16 protein-coding genes are annotated in these 17084 nt (G+C 65.9%); 13 read left to right on the forward strand and 3 right to left on the reverse strand.

Annotated elements, in window-relative coordinates; translation table 11 throughout:
• Positions 1 to 81 precede the first annotated feature (81 nt).
• From HNQ66_RS15060 to HNQ66_RS15080, 5 genes are read left to right on the forward strand one after another with little or no spacing between them, the layout of a single operon-like run.
• Positions 82 to 918: a MurR/RpiR family transcriptional regulator gene (locus HNQ66_RS15060; RefSeq protein ID WP_184144985.1), complete on the forward strand. Its 837-nt coding sequence runs from the start codon at positions 82 to 84 to the stop codon at positions 916 to 918.
• Between the two features lie 27 nt (positions 919 to 945).
• Positions 946 to 2064 carry an ABC transporter substrate-binding protein gene (locus HNQ66_RS15065; protein WP_246434326.1) on the forward strand — a complete coding sequence of 373 codons (1119 nt, stop codon included), beginning with the start codon at positions 946 to 948 and terminating at the stop codon, positions 2062 to 2064.
• 56 nt (positions 2065 to 2120) lie between these two features.
• The gene (locus tag HNQ66_RS15070; RefSeq protein WP_184144987.1) at positions 2121 to 3866 is read left to right on the forward strand and encodes an ABC transporter permease; all 1746 of its coding nucleotides are present in this window, start codon (positions 2121 to 2123) and stop codon (positions 3864 to 3866) included.
• Positions 3863 to 4963, forward strand: coding sequence for an ABC transporter ATP-binding protein (locus HNQ66_RS15075; protein ID WP_184144988.1), 1101 nt, complete (start codon positions 3863 to 3865; stop codon positions 4961 to 4963). The genes HNQ66_RS15070 and HNQ66_RS15075 overlap by 4 nt, the downstream gene beginning before the upstream one ends.
• The gene (locus HNQ66_RS15080; RefSeq protein ID WP_184144989.1) at positions 4960 to 5565 is read left to right on the forward strand and encodes a histidine phosphatase family protein; all 606 of its coding nucleotides are present in this window, start codon (positions 4960 to 4962) and stop codon (positions 5563 to 5565) included. Before HNQ66_RS15075 ends, HNQ66_RS15080 begins: the two co-directional genes overlap by 4 nt.
• A 368-nt stretch (positions 5566 to 5933) precedes the next feature.
• Here HNQ66_RS15080 and HNQ66_RS15085 read toward each other — a convergent pair whose 3' ends face one another.
• Together HNQ66_RS15085 and HNQ66_RS15090 are read right to left on the reverse strand one after the other, a co-directional pair.
• Entirely contained in the window at positions 5934 to 6374 is a 441-nt protein-coding gene (locus tag HNQ66_RS15085; RefSeq protein ID WP_184144990.1) for a hypothetical protein, read from the reverse strand.
• A gap of 66 nt (positions 6375 to 6440) precedes the next feature.
• Positions 6441 to 7142 (reverse strand): FCD domain-containing protein, encoded by a 702-nt coding sequence (locus HNQ66_RS15090; protein ID WP_184144991.1) that lies wholly within the window; start codon positions 7140 to 7142, stop codon positions 6441 to 6443.
• 126 nt (positions 7143 to 7268) lie between these two features.
• Between HNQ66_RS15090 and HNQ66_RS15095 the strand changes: the two genes are divergently transcribed.
• The 7 genes from HNQ66_RS15095 to HNQ66_RS15125 all read left to right on the forward strand — a co-directional run bounded on the left by HNQ66_RS15095 (position 7269) and on the right by HNQ66_RS15125 (position 13623).
• The gene (locus tag HNQ66_RS15095) at positions 7269 to 8783 is read left to right on the forward strand and encodes an aldehyde dehydrogenase family protein (protein ID WP_184145090.1); all 1515 of its coding nucleotides are present in this window, start codon (positions 7269 to 7271) and stop codon (positions 8781 to 8783) included.
• A 123-nt stretch (positions 8784 to 8906) separates the two neighbouring features.
• The gene (locus HNQ66_RS15100; RefSeq protein ID WP_184144992.1) at positions 8907 to 9857 is read left to right on the forward strand and encodes a sugar ABC transporter substrate-binding protein; all 951 of its coding nucleotides are present in this window, start codon (positions 8907 to 8909) and stop codon (positions 9855 to 9857) included.
• Between the two features lie 67 nt (positions 9858 to 9924).
• Complete coding sequence (locus tag HNQ66_RS15105) at positions 9925 to 10944, forward strand: ABC transporter permease subunit (protein ID WP_184144993.1); 1020 nt, start codon at positions 9925 to 9927, stop codon at positions 10942 to 10944.
• Positions 10944 to 11675 carry an ATP-binding cassette domain-containing protein gene (locus HNQ66_RS15110; protein ID WP_184144994.1) on the forward strand — a complete coding sequence of 244 codons (732 nt, stop codon included), beginning with the start codon at positions 10944 to 10946 and terminating at the stop codon, positions 11673 to 11675. Before HNQ66_RS15105 ends, HNQ66_RS15110 begins: the two co-directional genes overlap by 1 nt.
• Positions 11676 to 11703: 28 nt before the next feature.
• Positions 11704 to 12546, forward strand: coding sequence for a 5-dehydro-4-deoxy-D-glucuronate isomerase (kduI, locus tag HNQ66_RS15115; RefSeq protein ID WP_343059518.1), 843 nt, complete (start codon positions 11704 to 11706; stop codon positions 12544 to 12546).
• A gap of 8 nt (positions 12547 to 12554) precedes the next feature.
• Positions 12555 to 12878, forward strand: a complete 324-nt coding sequence (locus HNQ66_RS15120; RefSeq protein ID WP_184144996.1) for a cupin domain-containing protein — start codon at positions 12555 to 12557, stop codon at positions 12876 to 12878.
• Positions 12879 to 13245: 367 nt separating this feature from the next.
• Entirely contained in the window at positions 13246 to 13623 is a 378-nt protein-coding gene (locus HNQ66_RS15125) for a hypothetical protein (protein WP_246434319.1), read from the forward strand.
• Positions 13624 to 13767: 144 nt separating this feature from the next.
• Here the strand turns inward: HNQ66_RS15125 and HNQ66_RS15130 are convergent, their stop codons facing one another.
• Positions 13768 to 15411 (reverse strand): Na+/H+ antiporter, encoded by a 1644-nt coding sequence (locus HNQ66_RS15130; RefSeq protein ID WP_184144998.1) that lies wholly within the window; start codon positions 15409 to 15411, stop codon positions 13768 to 13770.
• Positions 15412 to 15716: 305 nt separating this feature from the next.
• Here HNQ66_RS15130 and HNQ66_RS15135 point away from each other — a divergent pair, with 305 nt between their 5' ends.
• Positions 15717 to 16685, forward strand: coding sequence for a helix-turn-helix transcriptional regulator (locus HNQ66_RS15135; protein WP_210308779.1), 969 nt, complete (start codon positions 15717 to 15719; stop codon positions 16683 to 16685).
• Positions 16686 to 17084 lie beyond the last annotated feature (399 nt).

Genomic DNA, 17084 nt, shown 5'->3' on the forward strand with positions numbered 1-17084 from the left:
GCAAGGTTTCTTGCGTGTTTCGTATTGACTGCAAGGAAATCTGCGGGAACAATCGCGCTTGCAAGGAAACCTGTGAGCGCCATGACCATCCTCGACCGTATCAAGGCCAAGTCCCGGAAGCTGACCGAGGCCGATCAGAAGCTGATCGCAGCCATGCTGGAGAACCGCGCGGAAGCCGCGTTCCTGTCCGGGCCGCAGCTTTCCCAGCGCGCCAGCGTGCATGAGGCGACGGCGACGCGGCTGGCGCAGAAGCTCGGCTTCAAGGGGTATCCAGACCTGCGCGCCGAGCTCCAGCGCGAGGTGCTGCTCGATCAGGACGCGGCAAACCGGATGCGCCGATCGGTCGAAAAGGTCGAGCACGGCGACTATCTCACCGACCTCATCGCTGCCGAGATCGCGGCGCTCGAAACGCTTGCCCGGTCCGTGCCGCAGGCGGATGTGGACCGCGCCGCCGACCTGATCTTCGAGGCGTGCCGCGTCTTCGTCTTCGGCCAGGGCCATGCCCAGTCCGTAGCCGGCTTCCTGCAGCGCCGGCTCGACCGCTTCGGCATGTCCACCGTTGCACTGACCGGCCGGGGGCGCGACATCGCCGAGCGTCTGGTCGGCATCGGCGGCAACGATCTGGTGATCGCGCTCGCCTTCCGCAAGCAGCCGCAGAGCTACGGGCCGCTGATGCGCCACGCCGCCCGCGTGGGCGCGCGCACCATCCTCATTTCGGATCTTGCCGGGCCGCTGATGGAGCCGGCGGCGGATCTCATGCTGGCCGCCCCGCGCGGGCGCTCGGGAAGCGAATTCCAGACGCCGACCATTCCCTTCGCCATCGTCAACGGCATCGTGCTGACGATCGCCGGGCGGCATGAGCGGGAGGTCATCGGAAGACTGGAGAAACTGTCGGAGCTGTTCAACGACTTCGATTGACTGGGGAAAGTGGAGGAGGAAACCATGTTGAAACGACTGTCCATGACCGTACTTGCCGCCTGCCTGGCGCTGCCGGCCGGCGCTCTCGCCGAGGATCTCGACGGCCTGACGCCGGAGCAATTGCTGCCGATCGCCAAGAAGGAGGGCAGCGTCACGGTCTTCTCCCTGTCGAGCCGCATCGCCAAGATCGAGAAGGCCTTCGAGGGCGCCTATCCGGGCGTCGACCTCATCGGGCTCGACATGAGCTCGACCAAGCAGATCGCCCGCGTGGAGGCCGAGCAGCAGGCCGGCGTCCATGCCGTCGACGTGCTCTATATTGCCGATACGCCCGTCGTCTTCTCCAAGCTGGTGAAGGAGAACCGCGTCGTCAACTATGTTCCCCCGCGCATCGCCGGTGAGCTGGAGGATCGCTACAAGACGCCGCTGCTCACCCAGCGCCTTTCCACCAAGGTCCTGATGTACAACGAGAAGGCCTTCCCGGACGGCGCGCCCATCACCAACCTGTGGCAGCTCACCGAGCCGGAATGGCAGGGCCGGGTGCTGATGGTCGATCCGAGCCAGCGCGGCGAGCTGCTCGACCTCCTGACCGAGATATCGCTGCATTCCGACGAGATGGCCGCCGCCTACAAGGCGCTGTACGGCAAGGACATCGTCGTCGAGGACGGTCTCGAGGGCGCGGGCGACCAGTTCATCAAGGCGCTGTTCGAAAACGACCTGATCCTGCTTCCCAACAGCGACGTGCTCAACAAGTCTATCGGCGACGTCGACGCCAAGAACCCGCCCGTCGGCTTCGGCACCTATTCGGACCGCCGCGACAACGAGAAGGAGGGCTGGGCCCTGCAGGTGGCCAACGATGTCGCGCCGGCCAATGGCATCCTCTTTCCGGCGGTGCTGACCATCGCCGACAAGGCGCCGCATCCGGCCGCCGCGCGCCTCCTGATCGACTTCATGTTCGGCGACGATTCCCCGACGGGCGGGCCGGGCTTCGAGCCCTTCAACGTGCCCGGCGACTATGCCGTGCGCAAGTCGATCGCCGACGCCGCCGATTCCGTCAAGCTCGCCGACCTGAAGGCCTGGACGATCGATCTGGCCAAGACCGCCGCCGCCCGCGGGCGCGTCGCCGACCTCATCATCACGCTCCAGTGACGGAGCCGCATGCCGGCGCGCCTTGTCCGGGCGCCGGCATGCCCGGAGGATTTTCCATGACATCGACTTCGCTTCTTGCGCCATCGGGCAGCCGGCTGCTCCGATCAGGCTTTCTCCTGCCGGCCGCCCTTGTCGTCATCGTCGCCGTCCTGGTGGTGGCGCCGCTTGCCCGCATCCTGCTGACGACGCTGACGCCGGAAGGCATGGCGGCATGGAAGGCGGTGCTCGCCAGCCGGCTTTCGGCGAACCTGTGGTGGTGGCCGCTGCTCGACACCATGGTGCTCGGCTTCGCCGTGGCGGGCGGCTGCCTGCTGATCGGCGGGTTCCTCGCCTGGCTGGTCGTGCTGACGGACGTGCCGGGGCGCCGCATCCTCGGCCTGATGGGATCGCTTCCCTACATGATCCCGAGCTTTGCCGCGGCGCTCGCCTGGGGCACGCTGTTCCGCAATTCCCGCCTCGGCGGGTCGGCCGGCTTCTTCGAGACGAACGGCCTTGCCATTCCCGACTGGCTCGCCTGGGGCCTCGTCCCGACGGCGATCGTGCTGGTCGCGCACTATTATTCACTCGCCTACACGATCATCGCCGCGGCGCTCGGCTCCGTCGGGGCCGATCTCGTCGAGGCGGGGCAGATGGCCGGCGCGAAGCGCCCGCGCATCTTCTTCGGCATCGTCCTGCCGGTGGTGACGCCCGCGCTTGTCGCGGCCGCCTCGCTCACCTTCGCCGGTGCGGTCGCCAATTTTGCCGCGCCCGCCCTCCTCGGCCTGCCGGTGCGCATGCAGACGCTTTCCACCCGCCTCTTCGGCATGATCGAGACGGGGCAGAATGAGCGCGGTTTCGTGCTCGCCCTGTTGCTGATCGTCGTCTCGGCGCTGTTCCTCTTCCTGTCCGACCGGCTCGTCTCGGGGCGCAGGGCCTTCATCACGGTCACCGGCAAGGGCGGGCGCACCAAGCGCTTCCCGCTCGGTGCCTGGCGCTGGCCGCTCTTCGCGCTCGCCGTCCTCATCGGCCTGCTCACCACCGTCCTGCCGGTGCTGGTGCTCGCCGCCTCGAGCCTCGCGCCGCAAAGCGGGGCGCTGTTCTCCAACTGGACGCTGCATTTCTGGATCGGCGAGGGCGGCGGGGAGATCGCGCAGGGCCAGGCCGGCATCTTCCGCAATCCCGTGCTCATCGACGCGCTGTGGACCACGATCCGCCTCGGCCTCGTCGTCGCCTTCACGACGATGGTGCTGGGCCTGGCACTCGCCTATACGATCGTGCAGCGCAAGGGCACCCTGCTCGCCACGGTCCTGAGCCAGCTCGCCTTCCTGCCGCTGCTTGTGCCGAGCATCGCCTTCGCGGCCGCCTATATCGCGCTCTACGGCGCGCCGATCGGCCCGCTGCCCTCGCTCTACGGCACCTTCGCGCTGCTGGTGATCGCGGCCTCGGCGCACAACCTGCCCTTCGCCGTGCAGTCGGGCCGCTCCGTGCTCGGCCAGATCTCGGCCGATATCGAGGAGAGCGCGCGGCTGACCGGGGCAAGCCTCGTGCGCCGCCTCTTCGCCATCGTCTTCCCGCTGGCGATCCGCGGCCTTTTCGCGGGCGCGATCCTCGTCTTCGTCAAGATGGTGCGAGACCTCTCCTTGGTCGTCCTCCTGTTCACGGCCACCTCGCCGGTGCTCAGCATGGTCGCCTATCGCTATGCGGTCGAAGGCTTCATGCAGTTCGCCAACGCCATCACCCTCGTCATCCTCGTGGTCTGCCTTGCGGCGTCGTTCCTCGCCCACAGTCTGCAGAACCGCGTCCAGAAATGGAAAGAGTCATGAACGCCCTTGCTGCCGGCGCCGCGGACGCCATCCAGATCCGCAACCTCGTCAAGCGCTTCGGTGCCTTCACCGCCGTCCGGAACGTCGATATCGCCGTGCCCGCCGGCTCCTTCCTCGTGCTCGTCGGCCCGTCCGGCTGCGGCAAGTCCACGCTGCTGCGCATGCTGGCGGGCCTCGAAAGCCCGAGCGAGGGCGAGATCGCCTTCGTCGGGCGCACGGTCTCCAGCGGGACGGGCGGGGTCATCGCCGATGCCGGCCGGCGCAATGCGGGCCTTGTCTTCCAGAGCTACGCGCTCTGGCCGCACATGACGGTGGCCGGCAATATCGCCTGGCCGCTGAAGGTGGCGAAATGGCCGCGGGAAAAGCGCGACAGGCGCGTGAAGGAAGTGCTTGCCCTGCTCGGCATCGACGCCCTTGCCGAGCGCTATCCGGCGGAAATCTCCGGCGGCCAGCAGCAGCGCGTGGCGATCGCCCGCACCATCGCGCCCGAGCCAAGCATCCTTCTCTTCGACGAGCCGCTCTCCAACCTCGATGCGAAGTTGCGCATCGAGATGCGCAGCGAGCTGATGCGCATCCACCGGGCGACCGGCGCCACCTCGGTCTATGTCACGCACGACCAGGTGGAGGCCATGACCATGGCGACCCACGTCGCCGTGCTCAACAACGGCCGCGTCGAGCAGTTCGGCCGGCCCATCGACCTCCTGCGCGATCCGCAGACCGCCTTCGTCGCGACCTTCCTCGGCACGCCGCCGGCAAACCTGCTACCGGTGCGTCGCTCTAGTGAAACCCTCGTCTTCGGCGAGACGGCGCTGGCGCCGGCGGCCCTTTCCGGCGGCAGGGACGACGTACAGCTTCTCTATCGCGCCGAGGATGTGAACGTGGGCGCCGTTGCCGGCGCGCCGACGCTGACCGCACGCTTTGCCGAGGCGGCCCCCATTGCCGGACGCACCATGGTGACGGCGATGGTGGGGGATTTGCGCATCACAGCCATGGCCGACGGCTATTTCACGGCAATGCCGGGCGACCCTCTCGCACTCTCGTTCATACGCACACCCGACGCGGTCTTCGCCGCCACTGGAGAAAGGATTCATCAATGAGGCTCATCCTCATGCGTCACGGCGAAACGGCATGGAATGCCGAACAGCGGCTGCAGGGGCAGGACAATTCGCTGCTTTCCGAGCGCGGCGTCGCCCAGGTCAAGCGCTTCCGTCCCTATGTCAAGGCGTTGCAGCCTGCCCGTATCATCGCCTCCGATCTCGGCCGTACCCGCCAGACGGTGGCCCTGATCGGCCACCCCGACGCGCCCTCCGACAAGCGTTTTCGCGAATTGGACATGGGCGCATGGACCGGCCGTCGCAAGCCCGACCTCATTGCCGAGCAGCCGGAGGACTATACGGCCTGGCGGGCGGGTACCTTCACACCCGACCGCAGCGAGACCTGGCTTGCCTTCCGCGCACGCGTTGCCGAGGGCGTGCGTGACTGGATGGCGCGCACGGAGGGCGATCTGCTTGTCGTGGCGCATGGCGGGGTGATCCGCGCCGTCTGCCACGAGTTCCTCGACCTGCCTCCCTCGCGCGTTGTGCCCGTAACCCCGGGAACCGCGACCATCCTGCATTTCCCAGGGCGCGACGGGCGTGCCGCACAACTCGAAGGCTACAACATCGGTGCCGTCGCCCCCGATGTCTCGGTTGCCGATTGACGGGGCGGCCTGTTCAGGCGCCGGACAAAACTGTCCTATAGCAGACGCTTTTGTCCATGTCCGTCTCTCGTGTTCACCGAACGGCTCGAAGTGGGGGGCGATCTTGCCATTGTACCAATCGGTAGATCGTGGACCGGGAGGGCCCCTCACCTGCGAGCTTGCTTGTCGCTGAATGGGCAAGAGCGGCCTCCTGCCCATTGGCGCTTCTCGCCGATACCTTTGTCGGCGATGGCCGCACGGAAACCTTCGATGGGGAAGTACGGCAGGCTGCGTTTCGGAATAACCTGCCTCGGCGATTGTCCGGCGAGAGTATCGCGCGCCGCTGATAGACCGAGCCTCAAGACAGCGGCGCCCAGCGTGCGGGAATCTTAGTCCCTGACGGAGGCGACTATCAGAAGGATCAGCGCCAGCATGTTCAGAACGGCGCTTCCTGCATGTCCATATTCCCATTGTATGCGAAGCGCTTCCCAGTTCCGCGGGAGGGTCGTCCAGTTCCCGGTCGCCTTGTTCGCCGGGAAAACGAATGTCCAGAAGATCGCCTGAGTTCCGAGAATGGAAAGGCACGCCAACGCGGGAAGCAGATAGGATTGTCCGGCTCGATAGAGCAGGACCGCCAGCAGCAGACTGCTGAGAGCTGCGCCGATGACGACGATCGCGAAAAGGTTCCACCCATCATATGCGCGCTGGCTGACAAGGTAGCCGGCGGCCTCGAGGCGCAATTTGTTGGGCATCGAGAAGAGATGCGCGCCGGATGGAACCAGGGCGAGCGCGGCAAATACAATCGCTATCAGGCGGACTTTCGTCGTCATATCGCCCGAACGCGTTGAACCGCGGTGCGTTCCGTCACGGCGCCGAGACGGCCGGAAGGCGCATGCCTATTCGAAAAGGTCCGGGTTGTCGGCCTCGATCTGCGGCAGGTCGGCGAGGATGCCGTTGAGGTGGCGGCGCATGGCGGCCTCGGCCGCTCCCGCATCGCGCGTGTCGATGGCGGCGATGATCGCCTCGTGCTCGGCGATCAGCTTCGTCATGGAATCGGGATGGCGGAGCTGGAGGTTGCAGACCCGGTCCATATGCGCCTTGATGTCGGAGATGGCGTTCCAGGCAAGGCCGCAGCCGGCGCCCTCGGCGATCGCGATGTGGAACTGCTCGTCCTCGCGGCGGAAGGCATTGTGGTCCTGCGCCTCCATCGCCGCTTTCTGGCGGGCGAGGATCGTGTCGATCCTGCGCCGTGTCCAGCCGTCGAAGGTCTCGCTGGCGCGGCGGGCGACGGCGGTCTCGATCGCCTCGCGCACGAAGCGCGCCTCCATCATCTGCCGCGCGGAGATGCGCACGACGACCGTGCCCCGGTTCGGGCGGATATCCACCAGCTTCGACTTGCCGAGTGCGATCAGCGCCTCGCGCACCGGCTGGCGCGATACGCCCATGCGCGTCGCGATCTCCTGCTCGGAAAGCCGCATGCCGGGGGCAAGCTCCAGCCGGATGATGGATTCGCGCAGGTCCCGCTCCACCTGCGCGGCCGCCGTCTCGCCGGTGTCGATCTTCATAGATTCAAGGTTCATTTCTTTCGCCGCCATCACGCGTTGACATCCAATTTAAACCACCATACAGTACCATACAATTCAAGCCAACAGAAATCCGGCGGCTGAAAACCGGATGACGCAACAGGGAGAGGCGGGCACCGCGTGGCCGGCCTGAAGACGATATTGCTGACCAATTTCATTGCGCCCGATTCCCGTGATCCCCGCCTCGGCATTAAATCCCGCTACCGGATGCTTGTCGATGGCAAGTCCGTGGACGCGGCCTCGGGCAGGACCATCGACCGGGTGAGCCCCGGCCATGCCGGCGTCGTGGTCGGCACCTGGCCGGACGCCTCGGCCGACGACGTTCGCACGGCGATCGCCGCCGCGCGCCGCGCCTTCGATACCGGCCCGTGGCCGCGCATGTCGGGCGCCGAGCGCTCGCGCCTGATGTTCAAGGTGGCGGACCTCATCCTTGCCCATCAGGAGGAGCTGGCGCTTGCCGAAAGCCTGGAGGTCGGCAAGCCGATTGCCCAGGCGCGCGGCGAGATCGGCTTTTGCGCCGACCTCTGGTCCTATGCGGCCGGGCAGGCGCGCGCACTCGAAGGCCAGAGCCACAACAATATCGGCGAGGATCGCCTCGGCCTCGTGCTGCGCGAGCCGGTCGGCGTCGTCGGCATCATCACGCCCTGGAACTTCCCCTTCATCATCGCCTCCGAGCGCGTGCCGTGGGCCATCGGCGCCGGCTGCACGGTGGTGCTGAAGCCCTCGGAATTCACCTCCGGCACCTCGATCCGCATGGCGGAGCTGGCGCGCGAGGCCGGCATTCCGGACGGCGTCTTCAACGTCGTCACCGGCTACGGCGATCCGGCGGGCCAGGTGCTGGCGGAAGACCCCGGCGTCGACATGGTAGCCTTCACCGGCTCCGTCCGCGTCGGCACGAAGCTCGGCGAGATCGCGGCGCGCAGCGTCAAGCGCGTCGGGCTGGAGCTCGGCGGCAAAGGCCCGCAGATCGTCTTCGCCGATGCGGACCTCGATGCGGCGGCCGACGGCATCGCCTACGGCGTTTACCACAATGCCGGCCAGTGCTGCATTTCCGGCAGCCGGCTTCTCGTCGAGGAAGGTATCCGCGATGCGCTGATGGAGCGCCTCGTCGATATTTCCCGCAAGGTCACCTTCGGCGACCCGCTCAACGAGCGTACGAAGATCGGCGCGATGATCTCGGAAGCGCATGCCGAGAAGGTGCATTCCTACGTCGAGGCCGGCGTCGCGGCGGGCGCGGAGCTGCTGCTCGGCGGCGAGAGGGTCGGCAGGGACGCCGGGCTCTATTACGCGCCGACCGTCTTTGCCGGCGTGACGCCCGACATGTCGATTGCCCGGGAGGAGATTTTCGGGCCGGTGCTCTCGACGCTGACCTTTAAAACGGCGGACGAGGCCGTCGCGATGGCCAATGCCACGGAGTTCGGCCTGTCGGCCTCGGTGTGGTCGACCAATCTGGAAACCGCGCTGCAGAGCATCCGCCGCATCCGTGCCGGCCGCTGCTGGATCAACAGCGTGATCGACGGCACGCCGGAACTGCCGATCGGCGGCTACAAGAAGAGCGGCCTTGGCCGCGAGCTCGGCCGCTACGGCTTCGACGAATATTCCCAGTTCAAGGGCGTGCACGTCACGCTCGGGCGCCCGGCGCCCTGGTTCGCATAACCGGCTGCCGCGAGGCGGTTCGGAGGAGGAAAATCTCGGCTGGCGAAATCTTTGGTCGGAGCCCGCCAGCCGAGACTTGGGTCTTTTGGACCCGCATTGCACATCCAAAGGGAGGATACGCAAATGAAATTGACCAGGTTGAAAGCCGCGGTTCTTGCCGCGGGCGTTACCACCATGCTCGCATCGACGGCGCTCGCCGCCGACGTGAAGGCGACGATGATCATCTACCTCGATCCGAGCGTCCAGTTCTTTAATCCCGTGGTAAAGGGCGCGCAAGATGCCGCCGCCCAGTTCGGCGTCGACCTCGACGTGCAATATGCCAACAACGATCCGGTGCGCCAGAACGACCTGATCGAGAGCGCCACGGCAAGCGGCGTCGACGGTATCGCCGTCTCCATCTCCTCCTCGGACGCCTTCGACGAGAGCATCTGCGCGGCCGTGAAGGCCGGCATCGTCGTCATCGGCTTCAACAACGACGACCTCGACGGCGCCAAGGGCAATTGCCGCCAGGCCTATGTCGGCATGAACGAGTTCGCCTCGGGCTACGAGCTCGGCAACCGCATGATCAAGGAATTCGGCCTGAAGTCCGGCGACGTCGTCTTCAATCCGCGCGAGATCCCGGAGGCGAGCTTCGCCGTCGCGCGCGGCGGCGGCATCGAGAAGGCGATGACGGAGGCCGGCATCAAGGTCGAGACGGTGCGCGCCGGCCTCGATCCGGCGGAAGCACAGAACATCATCGCCCAGTTCCTCATCGCCAACCCGAACGTCAAGGCGCTGTTCGGCACCGGCTCGGTCACCTCCACGGTCGGCGCGGGCGCCATCAAGGATGCCGGCGTGGATATCCCGTTCGGCGGCTTCGACCTTGCGGTCGAGATCGTCAATGCGGTGGAGAGCGGCGCGATGTTCGCGACCATGGACCAGCAGCCCTACCTCCAGGGCTACTATCCGATCGCCCAGATCGCGCTTTCCAAGAAGTACGGCCTGACCCCGACCGACATCGACACCGGGCAGGGCGCCTTCCTCGACAAGTCGCGCATCGGTTCGGTCAAGCCGCTGATCGGCAGCTACCGCTAATCGTGCCCCGAGGGGCCCGCCGGCCTTGCCGGCGGGTTCCCGTTCCCCAACGATCGAGTGCCAGACCGTGACACCCATCCTTGCAGAAAGCGCCGCGCCCCGCTCGCGCACCCAAAGACAATCCATCCTCAAGCGGATCATGGCCACGCCCGCGGGGGCGATCCTGCTCGTCTTCGTGACGTTGCAGATCGTCTGCATCGCCGGCGCGCTCCTCTATCCCGACGATTTCCGCTATCTCTCGCCGCAGAACCTGACGATCCTGATGAAGGCTGTTCCGGTGCTCGGCTCGCTGGCGCTCGGCGCGGGCGTGCTGATGATCGCCGGCGAGTTCGACCTTTCCGTCGGCTCTGTCTACACCTTCACCGCGGTGCTGATGGCAAGCCTCGTCGGCGCAGGCCTCAGCGCCTTTCTCGCCGCGCCGCTCGGCATCCTCGCCGGCGTGCTGATCGGCCTCCTCAACGGCCAGATCACGCTCCGCTTCGGCCTGCCGTCCTTCATCGTCACGCTCGGCGGCCTCCTGTTCTGGCGGGGCGCAGTGCTGCTCTACAACGGCGCGGTGCAGGTGCGCTTCGATCCCGAGTCGGCCTTCACCAGCCTGTTTTCCGGCACGCTTTTCGGCATCAATGCCGCCTTCATCTGGATCGTGCTCTTCGTTATCGGCTTCCATTTCCTGCTGCACCGCCACCGTTTCGGCAACCACGTCTTCGCGACGGGCGGCAACCGCGGCGCGGCGGAGGCCATCGGCATCGACACGAACCGCGTCAAGCTCATCGCCTTCGCCATTGCCGGCGGCATGGCGGCGGTCGCCGGTATCCTCGCCACGGCCCGCGTCGGCAGCGTGCAGCCGGGGCAGGGCGCCGGGCTCGAATTGCAGGCGATTGCCGCCTGCGTCATCGGCGGGCTTTCCCTTCGAGGCGGGCGCGGCTCGATCGTCGGCGTCTTCCTCGGCGTGCTGCTCATCCACACCATCACCGACGTGCTGCTGCTCCTGCGCGCACCGGGCTTCTATCTCGACATGTTCATCGCGACGCTCATCGTGTTGGCCGCCATCTTCAACCATCTTATCGAGCGGCGAGGGCTTGCGTGATGTCTCATCTCCTCGAACTGCACAACATCTCCAAGAGCTTCGGCGCGCTCACCGCGCTGCGCAACCTCAGCTTCCACATCGGCGAAGGGGAGGTGGTGGGCCTGCTCGGCGACAACGGCGCCGGCAAGTCGACGACGGTCAACCTCATCTCCGGCATCCACAAGCCGACCGACGGCTACCTGACCGTCGACGGCCGGAAGACCGCCTTCACCTGCCGCTCGGATTCGGCCGAGGCCGGCATCGAGACGATCTACCAGCACACCGCGCTGGTGGATTCGCTCTCGATCACCCGCAACATCTTCATGGGGCGGGAGCTGACGGACCGCTTCGGCTTCCTGCGGCAGCGCGAGATGCGCGACATCGCCATGGAGGTGCTGCAGAACGCCGTGCACATTTCCGGCATCGATTCGCCCGATACGCTGGTCGGCAACCTTTCCGGCGGGCAGAAGCAGGCCGTCGCCATCGCCCGCGCCGTCCATTTCAAGAAGCGCGTGCTGCTGCTCGACGAGCCGACCTCGGCGCTCTCCGTGCGCGAGACCGAGGCGCTCCTGAACCAGGTGCTGAAGCTGAAGGCGGAGAACGTTTCCAGCGTATTGGTGACGCACAATATCTACCACGCCTACCAGGTCTGCGACCGGTTCGTGATCATGAGCCACGGCACGAAGGTCTTCGACGTCGCCAAGGCCGACACGACCATCAGCCAGCTCACCGACTATGTCGTGCTCACCTGAGCGTCCCCGAAAGCAGGAGGCAGATGCCGTGACCATTTCCGTATCCGTACGCCAGGTCGTCGGGCCCGAGGACGCCGCAAGGCGCAACACGCAGGGCCTGCGCGAAGGCTTCGTCATCGAGGCGCTGTTCCAGCCGGGCGAAGTGAACCTCACCTACAGCCACCTCGACCGCATGGTGGTCGGCGGCATCGTTCCGACCGGCGAAACGCTCGTGATCGACCGGGTCGCCGAGACCGGCACGGAGCGCTTTCTGGAGCGCCGCGAGGCCGCCGTCGTCAATATCGGCGGTGCCGGGCGGGTCGGCGTCGGCGGCCGGGATTACGCGCTCGGCTTTCAGGAAGCGCTTTATGTCGGCATGGGCGAGGGGGCGCTTGCCTTTTCCAGCGACGACCCGGCCGAGCCCGCCCTGTTCTATCTCCTGAGCGCGCCGGCGCACCGCGCCTGCCCGACCGTGCACATCACGCGCGAGATGGCGAGGAAGGTGCATCTCGGCTCGGCGGAGGAATCCAACGCCCGCACCATCAACCAGTATGTGCATCCGGATGTCTGCGAGAGCTGCCAGCTCCTCGTCGGCCTCACCATGTTCGAGCCTGGCTCCGTCTGGAACACGATGCCCGCGCATGTGCACGACCGGCGCATGGAGGTCTATCTCTATTTCGGCATGGAGGAAGCGACGCGCATCTTCCATTTCATGGGCGAGCCGGGCGAGACGCGGCATGTGGTCCTCAAGAACCATGAGGCGGTGCTGTCTCCGGGCTGGTCGATCCATTCCGGCGCGGGCACCGGGCGCTATGCCTTCATCTGGGCCATGGCCGGCGATAACATGAGCTTCACGGACATGGACAAGGTGCCGATGGAAGCGCTCCGATGAGAGGACCTATGTATTATACCCTGCCTGAAGACACCGTCTGGACCGAGGTCGCGCCCGGCAATCGCCGCGCGGTACTGAGCGAGCGCCCGGAAATGATGCTCGTCGCCTTCCGTTTCGAGAAGGGCGCCGTCGGCGCCCTCCATTCGCATCCGCATACGCAGGCAAGCTACGTCGCCGAAGGCGCCTTCGACGTCACGGTGGACGGCGTCACCACGCGGCTCGAGGCCGGAAGCAGCTTCATCGTCGCGCCGAACCTCGTGCACGGCGTGGTCGCCCTGACGCCCGGCCTGCTGATCGACACCTTCACCCCGCGCCGGGACGATTTCCTGTAGGCGAGGAGGGGTAGAGCCCGCCGCAGTATGATTCAGCAGGAAACGACGGTGACGGGCAGAGAGAACTGCCGTTCGCGCAGCTTTCTTTTGAAAATATGTCGCGATGCGATGTTTCCGGTTGACCGCTCAATTTCGGGATGTAATTTGCCTGCAGGCAGATCGCCGTATTGTTGCAATCAGGATATGATCCTTAAAGAACTTTACCATCGAGCTGGGGCCGGATGCGCTGATCACCATTGTTTTCGATAGGTGACCATCCGGCAAAGGTCGCAAGTTACGGGATGCTTTTGGCGTTAAGCATCTCTTGGATTAATTTTCTATCAGGCCCTATTGAACGTATCGGGCTGCTTCGGGGGTATCAATGTGCATGTCATTCAAGTGGCTGGTCGCCGCCGCGATGGCCGGCCTGACCGCCATGCCGGGTATTGCGCAGGCGGAATCCTTTTCCAAGCTTGCACGGCAGGATTACGCCGTCGGCAAACTCACAAGGGGAAAGTCCGGTGCGTATGGCTGGATCGTCTCGAACGGTAGCAAGCGGTTCTTCTGCCGGCTGAATGTCAGCCTGGCCTATGTCAACAAGAAGGAGATGGTCAGCCTCACGTCAAGCGGACGGATCGTCAAGCTGGACCGCGCCACCTTCGAGGCATCGATCGGCGGTCATGACCCGTCGATACCGCAATGGAGCGACCTTCAGGCAGGCCGCCCCAAGCCGGCCGACGTCGGGAGCTGCGCGCCCGTTCGCTGAAGAACATGGACACCGTCCGCGCCAAGGGCGACGCGGGCCTGACCAATGACGCCCTGCGCGCCGTTTCGCCATCTACCGGCTCTCCCAAGGTAAGCCAAGCCTTCTGGATGCGGCCCCGTCCGGGTTTTGAGCTTGCGCGGCGTCCTAGGCCATGGCGGCGTAGCGGGCTTCCATGAGGTCGGCTTCGCGCACGAGCTTGCGCACGAGGTCGTCGGAGAGCTTGCGGGCGCGTCCGAGGCGGTAGATCTCGTCGCGTTCGGCTCTCACGCCGGCCAGCCGCAGCCGCCGCTCGATCTCCTCGAGATGCTTGACCTGCTCGGCCTCGTCGCCGGTTTTGGAGCGGGTGTCGATCCTCTGGCGGTAGAGCTCCATCAGCCGGCTTCCGACATCGGCATAGAGGTCGGCGTCGCCCCGGCCTTCGCCCAGTTCGTGTTGCAGCCTTTCGATCATCCGGATCGCCGCTTCCGCCGCGGCGATGCGCGCCGCGTCCTCCTCGCGCTGATGGCCGGGCTCGGGCGGCAGTTCCAGGTCGCGAAGCAGGAACGGCAGGCCGATGCTGGCGGCAAGGAGCGATGCGATGATCACGCCCGCCGCAAGGAAGATGGCAAGGTCGCGCGCCGGGAACGGCGTCCCGTCGTCGAGGACGAGCGGCAGCGTGAGGATACCGGCCAGCGTGATGGCGCCGCGCACGCCGGCCACCGACATCGCCACCACCAGCCGCCAGTTCGGCTTCGCGACCGTCCGTCCCTGCCGTGCGGCGCGATAGAGGGTGAAGCGCAACGATATCCAGACCCAGACGAGGCGCAGCAGGGCCAGCGCGAGGTTGATCGCCACGACGTAGATCGCCAGCCAGACCGGATCGTGATGACCCGTATCGACCACCACCTGCGCCGCCCCCGCCACGATGCTCGGCAACTGTTCGCCGAGCAGCACGAAGATGATGCCGTTGAGGGCGAACTGCGCCGTGTCCCACACGGCCGCGCGGCGCACGCGCGTCACGGCGAGGGCCTGGCCGGTCTGTTCCGCATAGCTCATCGCGATTCCGGCGGCGACGGCGGCAAGGATGCCCGAGCAATGCAGCTCCTCCGCAAGGAGATAGGCGCCGAAGGGAATGAGCAGGCTGATGAGGATCTGCGAGCCCGGCTCCTCGCCGAGCTTGCGCGAGAGGTGGTCCTTGGCCTTCATGACGATCCAGGTCATGCCCGCGCCGATGGCGATGCCGCCGAGCGCGAGCCACAGGAAGGTGCCGAGTGCCGAAACCGGCGAAAAGACGCCGGTGAGGGCGGCGGCAACGGCAAAGCGCATGCAGACGAGGCCCGAGGCGTCGTTCAGCAGGGATTCCCCTTCCAGGATATGCATCAGGCGTTTGGGGATCGGCACGCGGGCGGTGATCGCCGAGACCGCGATCGGGTCCGTGGGGGAAACGATGGCCGCGAGCGCGAAGGCAACGGGCAGCGGCATCGACGGGATCAGCCAGTTGATGAAGAAGCCCACCCCGATCACGGTGAAGACGACGAGGCCGAGCGAGAGCTCGAGGATCGTTCCCTTGTCGCGGAACAGCCCCTCCTTGGGAATGCGCCAGCCGTCGAGAAACAGGAGCGGCGGCAGGAAGAGCAGGAAGAAGAAGTGCGGTTCGAGCTCCACCCTGGACCCGGTGACGCCGGCGATGGCCGCGCCCAGCGCGATCTGCACCAGCGGCAGGGGAACGGCGACCGGGGAGAGGCGGGCAAGCGTCCCGCTCACGACCACCGCCAGCAACAGGATCAGCGCGATACCGATATTCTCCATGCAATCTCCTGCCCTGCGGACCGGCGGCAACCTTGCGAGTCCCGCTTCTCCCTGAGTTTGAAAACGGCGGTTTCGACGGTCAAGTCGCCGGCACCGGAAAAGTGCCGCTATTTCCGAGCGAGGTGAGGCGATCTTCTCGCTTGCGGCGGCATATGTTCGCCTGCGGGAAAATACGTGTTCGCTGCCGGTCAAGCCAACCTTGCGCGAATGCCTGTACAATTCCGCAAAACGGTACAGAATCGAATTCCGTGCATCCGTCGTATTTGCTGGAAACCTTCGAAGTCGCCAAACTGAAAGGATAGCGGTTGGGTTCCATCCTGTTTCCCACGCGTCGATTGTCGACGGAAGACGTCCCGCTGCGCGAGCGGCTTGCCTTCGTGCACGATTTCATGGCGCGTCATATCGGCGGGCGCCGGTTTGCCCCGGCCGACCGCGACAATGTCCGCATCGACATGGAGGCAATGCCCCTGCCCGGCGGCCTGACGGTGGCCCGGGGCCACTACAACCCGATGGGCGGCGCCCGGACGCGGGAGCTGCTGCAGGACGGCCGTGAACAATACCTGCTGCTGATCCACAACGAGGAACACGAGATTTCGATCGACGGCAAGGCGCTGGTCAAGATCGCCCCGGGCGATATCGTTCTCCTGAACGAGGGGACCTGCCACGAATTCTGGTACGGCAGGCCGACGACCGTCGACCTCGTGTCGCTGGATCGCCAGACGCTTGCCGATCTCGCCCCCCGCATCGAGCTGGAAGCGAGCTACCTGATACCGGCATCGGCCTGCGGCATGCCGCTGCTGGCGAACTATGTCGAGACGCTGCGCCGCCATCCGCCCGCCTCGGCCAAGGCCGGCGACATGGCGTCGCGCCACGTCTACGACCTGACGGCGCTGGTGCTCGACGGCTTCGTGCGCGGCGGGGCGGAGCGCAACGAGCGCAGCAAGGCGGCCGCGCGGCGCCGGCTGGTGCAGAGGGACGTCCTGGAGAACCTCTCCGATCCGGGGCTTCATATCGATCTCGTCGCCCAGCGCCAGGGGGTCACCCCGCGCTACATCCAGCGCCTGTTCGAGAGCGAAGGCACGACCTTCACGGAATATGTGCGCGACTGCCGGCTCGACCTCGCCTTCCGCCTGCTCAAGGAGCGCGAGGCGGATTCCGGCATGATCACCGCCATCGCCTACGATGTCGGCTTCTCGGACCTGTCGACATTCAGCCGGGCGTTTCGCCGGCGCTTCAACGCCACGCCGTCCGAGATCCGGCGCTCGTCCTTTTGAGATCGAGCGGCCGGATGGTCCGGCATATGTGCGTCCAGCGTCAAAAATCGGTTCCGTATTTCCCAAGAGCACCATGGCCCCGTTTCGTATCGTTCAGCGTCAACGATGCGGAATCGGTCTCCGCGTCGCAAATCCACGTTGGAGACAGTTCGACATGACCAGGGAGTTACGGAGTGCGCTCGGTATTTCATAGCAACGGCCTGCTGACGGCATCGCGTGCGGGCGCGCAAGACGATGCGCGCGCAGCCGTGTCCATCCGTTCGGTCGGCCGGCATTTCCCATGCTGCCGTGCGGCAGGCATCAGGGCGGGAAACGACAGAAGAATTGTCGCTGACCGTCTTTTCGGCCCCACAAGGAGCTTTGCGATAGACCGCGAGCGTTAGCGCCGTCCATCGGCCC

The sequence above is a fragment of the Shinella fusca genome, from assembly GCF_014203155.1.
Classification (GTDB): domain Bacteria; phylum Pseudomonadota; class Alphaproteobacteria; order Rhizobiales; family Rhizobiaceae; genus Shinella; species Shinella fusca.

Coding starts and splice junctions, on each gene's coding strand:
- HNQ66_RS15060 (WP_184144985.1), top strand. CDS start 82: ATGACCATCCTCGACCGTATCAAGGCCAAGTCCCGGAAGCTGACCGAG.
- HNQ66_RS15070 (WP_184144987.1), top strand. CDS start 2,121: ATGACATCGACTTCGCTTCTTGCGCCATCGGGCAGCCGGCTGCTCCGA.
- HNQ66_RS15075 (WP_184144988.1), top strand. CDS start 3,863: ATGAACGCCCTTGCTGCCGGCGCCGCGGACGCCATCCAGATCCGCAAC.
- HNQ66_RS15080 (WP_184144989.1), top strand. CDS start 4,960: ATGAGGCTCATCCTCATGCGTCACGGCGAAACGGCATGGAATGCCGAA.
- HNQ66_RS15085 (WP_184144990.1), bottom strand. CDS start 6,374: ATGACGACGAAAGTCCGCCTGATAGCGATTGTATTTGCCGCGCTCGCC.
- HNQ66_RS15100 (WP_184144992.1), top strand. CDS start 8,907: ATGAAATTGACCAGGTTGAAAGCCGCGGTTCTTGCCGCGGGCGTTACC.
- HNQ66_RS15110 (WP_184144994.1), top strand. CDS start 10,944: ATGTCTCATCTCCTCGAACTGCACAACATCTCCAAGAGCTTCGGCGCG.
- HNQ66_RS15120 (WP_184144996.1), top strand. CDS start 12,555: ATGTATTATACCCTGCCTGAAGACACCGTCTGGACCGAGGTCGCGCCC.
- HNQ66_RS15125 (WP_246434319.1), top strand. CDS start 13,246: ATGTCATTCAAGTGGCTGGTCGCCGCCGCGATGGCCGGCCTGACCGCC.
- HNQ66_RS15130 (WP_184144998.1), bottom strand. CDS start 15,411: ATGGAGAATATCGGTATCGCGCTGATCCTGTTGCTGGCGGTGGTCGTG.